We start from the raw sequence: 4144 nt of genomic DNA, 5'->3' as shown, positions 1-4144 counted from the left end.
TCCCATAATTCATCCGGCAAGCGCCATCCGTCGTCCTGCTTGACCATGCCCATGATGTCCTCCATCAAAAACACTGGCTTGGACAAGCATTACTTCAATTCTTATCCCTACTGGAATAGGCTCTTAGGTTTACATCGTTGCATTTCGTTACACTTCTGCGCTTTTTTCGTAAGTCCTAAGCATATGAAATTCCTCATATGACATGCCGCGTTGAAACTGAATCCTGTTCATGCCCATTGCGTTCACCTTGCATCATCCGGTATTACCAAAGACTGTACATGCATACAGTTGTTGGCGCAAGGGCATCTGAGGTAAGTAACTAGGGCGTGTCATCAATCAAGCCAGATAACAGCGGCCGCGAGATGGATAGCGCCAAGGAAGTTGCGGGCGGTCTTGTCGTAGCGGGTGGCAATGCTGCGATATTGCTTGAGCTTGTTGAAGAATTGCTCAATCAGGTGACGCGACCGATAGAGGTGCTTGTCGTAGTCGCGTGGCTGTTTGCGACAGCGCTTGGAAGGAATCACGACGGTTTTGCCAGCGCCGCACAAGGGGTCGATCACCCGCTCCTGGGCGTCGTACGCTTTGTCGGCAATGACCGTGGCCGCAAGTGTGTCGGGCAATAAAGCGTCGGCCCCTTCCAAGTCATGGGCCTGCCCGGGTGTCAGGTGAAACCTGGTCGGATTGCCCAGCGCATCGACGGTGGCATGGATTTTCGTGCTCAGCCCACCGCGACTGCGCCCGATCGCTTCGGCTTGGGCTCCCCCTTTTTCGCGCCGGCGCTATGTTGATGCGCGCGCACGATGGTGGAGTCGATCATGGCGTATTCATTGTCGGCATCAGCCGACAGCGCCTCGAAGATGCGTTGCCAGACGCCGCTCTTGCTCCAGCGGGAATGCCGGGTATGGACCACCCGGAAATCGCCGAACCGCTCGGGTAAATCCCGCCATGGGATGCCTGCCCGGTAGCGATACAGCACTGCTTCCACAAACAGGCGATTATCCTTGGCCGTGCGGCCGACATGTCCTTCCCGACCGGGCAGCCAATCCTTGATGCGCTCCCACTGGTCGTCTCGCAATCCATACCGTCTTGTCATTACTGCTCAGCGTCACGCGCTGCCATCATTACCGTCAACGCGCTACTGACCGGATGATCCTTTGCGAGTTCAATTGATGACACGCCCTAATCAGGATGCGCTTTGATTTCTAGGTAGTTGCAGCAAGCTTGACGTTTTAAGTAAAACGTCTGATAGGAACTGGATCGGCGAAGCGTTTTGGAAGGCAATCTGCCCTTTGTTAGGGGTAAGCTCAACAGCTATTTCAATAGGGCTGCGAGCGTATCGTTCTATGACCAGGCTTACGCAGCGGACGGCAAATCCGTCCAGTCAAGGGGGTGCTACTTGTCATGGAGATCTTGACCATGATTTGCTAGCGCAACAAAAACCTGCTATGCCCTGCGGATATTGCCGGGCCTGTGGCTGGCCCAGCACGCGCTGCGCCGACCATGCCGGCTGCGCTAGGGGGGACATAGGTTGCGCCGTCAGCCCCGGCTCCAGCCAGCGTCCTCCAGCGCCTGCGCCGGGTTATCGCGACTCCATCGGTTTGCGATCAGTCTGCGGCCGCTGATGCCGTTCGCCTCAGGAGAAACCAGCCACAATAGTGGCGGTACAACGATATCCGAGGGCAACAGGGTGGCGCGCACGTCCTGCGGCAGCCCCGGCGGAATCATGCCGGTGTCAGTCGCGCCTCCAGGCAGCAGCGCGTTGACGGTGATACCGCTGCCTTCCAGATCCTGGGCCCAGATCACAGTCTCGGATTCCAGCGCTGCCTTCGACGGACCGTAGGGCGAAAAGCCGCGGCGGCGCATCGTATCGTGGTTCATCGACATGTTGACGATACGGCCCCACCCGCCAGCAAGCATGTGTGGCACCGCAGCACGTGCCATCAAGAATGGACCGTTCACATTGGCGTCGATGATCATGCGCCAGATGTCGGGCTCGACTTCCCAGAAACGGGTCGGTTCGGCGAGAAAGCGCTCGCTCACATATTTCATGCCCCGCCCGGCATTATTTATCAGGATGTCGAGACGGCCCCAGCGTGACAGCGCCATCGCGGCCACGCGAGCACAATCTGCGGGCTGGCCGACATCGGCCAACATTGGCAATACGCGCTCCTCCCCGGACTCCGCGCGTGCCTCGAAAGCGACTTGCTCAATCTCTTGGCTTTGCCTAGCCGCCGTTACAATCACGCTGGCCCCGGCGCTGGCTAACGCTAGTGCCATCACGCGGCCCATGCCGCGTCCGCCACCGGTAACAACGGCAACGCGGCCAGCAAGTTGTTGTGCATCCATAGGTCGGGCCTCAGCCGTTTAATGCCTGCATCTGAGGCGCGGCATAGCGCTCGCCTGCGGCAGCACCCGGTGGCAGAATGCGATCGATGCGCTGTAGGTCTTCGGCAGTAAGCTCTACATTCAATGCGCCGGCATTGTCTTCAAGATTGCGCCTGCGCTTGCTTCCTGGAATCGGCACGAGGTCGTTACCCTGCGCCAGCACCCAGGCAAGCGCAAGCTGCGCCGCGCTGCATCCCTTTTCCTGGGCCATGCGTTCGACCTCACTGACAAGGTCGAGATTGCGCTGAAAGTTCTCGCCTGAAAAACGTGGCGAATTATGCCGATAGTCGTCCGCCGGCAAGTCCTCAATGCTCTTGATCTGACCGGTCAGAAAGCCACGCCCGAGAGGACTGTAAGCGACATAGCCGATACCGAGCTCGCGTACCGTCGGCAGGATGGCTTCCTCGGAATCACGGCTCCACAGCGAATACTCGGTCTGCAACACACTAATAGGATGTACCGCGTGCGCGCGGCGTATCGTCGCCGGCGCAGCTTCGGACATGCCGAGATAGCGTACCTTTCCTGCCTTTACCAATTCGGCCATCGCATTAATGGTTTCCTCGATCGGCACTTTAGGATCAACCCGATGCTGATAATAGAGATCAATATGATCCACGCCCAGACGACTCAGGGATGCATCGCAAGCCTGGCGAACATATTCTGCATCGCCGCGAATCCCGAGGAATTCTCCGTTTGGTCCCCGTACATTGCCGAACTTCGTTGCAAGAATCACCTCATCACGCCGCTCGCGGATTGCCTTGCCCACCAGTATTTCGTTGGTGAATGGGCCGTACATGTCGGCAGTGTCGATGAAGTTGATCCCAAGTTCGAGCGAACGGTGAATCGTCGCAATCGATTCGACTTCATCACCCTGTCCATAGAATTCAGACATACCCATGCAGCCCAGGCCAAGCGCGGAAGCTTCCAGTCCCTGCTGCCCTAATTTGCGTTTTTGCATTTTTTTCCTCTTATCTGGTTGCTTCTTCAATGTGGCTTCGTACGGCGAAGGCCATGCGCCCGTGATATTCTAAGATAGACTTGCGACGCTCCAGTTCCCGGCCGTGATGGAAAACGGTAGAGATGGCCCCGTTGGCTTGGACAAAAATCGTTGGGTCCTAACGGGCGCCTTGCCAAGGGTTGGCGTTATTTTTTCCCCTGCGCCGCCCGCTGCATGGCCGGCCGGTGGTTAGCGTAAAACGCATCTCGGGTGTCGTGCCGTCGAGTGGACTGAGGGCCGACAAGTCGCACTTGCCCAAGCGCTTACGCATACCTGGTAAGTTCGTGACTCCGGCTGAACTGCAAGTTTGCAACAAAGCTGAAAAAATTAAGGTGCGAGCTGAAGTACTGGCCGCAACAGGATTTCCTCCACCAACACGTTGGCCGGCTGAGCGAACGCGTACACGAGGGCTTGGGCCACGTCCTCCGCGCTGAGGGCATCGAGCTTTTCACGGCGTTCTTTCATCGCTTCGCTGACATTTTGACCGAACTCAGTCCAGACGGCTCCCGGCTCAATGACCGATACGCGGATACGTTCGGGGCCTAGTTCTTTGCGCAGCGCATCATGAAACCCGACCACAGCATACTTGGTGGCGGTGTACACGGACCAGTTCTGCACACCGTAGCGCCCACCGACACTTAGAGCCTATTCCAGTAGGGATAAGAATTGAAGTAATGCTTGTCCAAGCCAGTGTTTTTGATGGAGGACATCATGGGCATGGTCAAGCAGGACGACGGATGGCGCTTGCCGGATGAATTATGG

3 protein-coding genes and 1 pseudogene are annotated in these 4144 nt (G+C 57.3%); all 4 read right to left on the bottom strand.

What is annotated here, in order from left to right; all coding sequences use genetic code 11:
- Positions 1-332 precede the first annotated feature (332 nt).
- A protein-coding gene (locus JJB74_RS32790) for an IS5 family transposase (RefSeq protein WP_234485057.1) occupies positions 333-1093 on the bottom strand; the annotation gives its coding sequence in 2 pieces (ribosomal slippage) (positions 333-763 and positions 763-1093; 762 coding nt in all).
- 443 nt (positions 1094-1536) lie between these two features.
- Positions 1537-2346, bottom strand: a complete 810-nt coding sequence (locus tag JJB74_RS32785) for an SDR family NAD(P)-dependent oxidoreductase (RefSeq protein WP_200598740.1) — start codon at positions 2344-2346, stop codon at positions 1537-1539.
- Positions 2347-2356: 10 nt separating this feature from the next.
- On the bottom strand, positions 2357-3343 hold the full coding sequence (locus JJB74_RS32780) for an aldo/keto reductase (RefSeq protein ID WP_200598739.1): 987 nt from the start codon (positions 3341-3343) through the stop codon (positions 2357-2359).
- Positions 3344-3709: 366 nt separating this feature from the next.
- Positions 3710-4009 (bottom strand): annotated as a pseudogene (locus JJB74_RS32775) (SDR family oxidoreductase); the annotation flags it as partial.
- Positions 4010-4144: the final 135 nt, after the last annotated feature.

The organism is Noviherbaspirillum pedocola (genome assembly GCF_016632335.1).
Lineage (GTDB): Bacteria > Pseudomonadota > Gammaproteobacteria > Burkholderiales > Burkholderiaceae_D > Noviherbaspirillum_A > Noviherbaspirillum_A pedocola.
This window is presented reverse-complemented; position numbering and strand designations above follow the sequence as displayed.

What these genes read in the sequence shown, in the direction of transcription:
- JJB74_RS32780 (WP_200598739.1), bottom strand. Translation starts at nt 3,343, where the DNA reads ATGCAAAAACGCAAATTAGGGCAGCAGGGACTGGAAGCTTCCGCGCTT.
- JJB74_RS32785 (WP_200598740.1), bottom strand. Translation starts at nt 2,346, where the DNA reads ATGGATGCACAACAACTTGCTGGCCGCGTTGCCGTTGTTACCGGTGGC.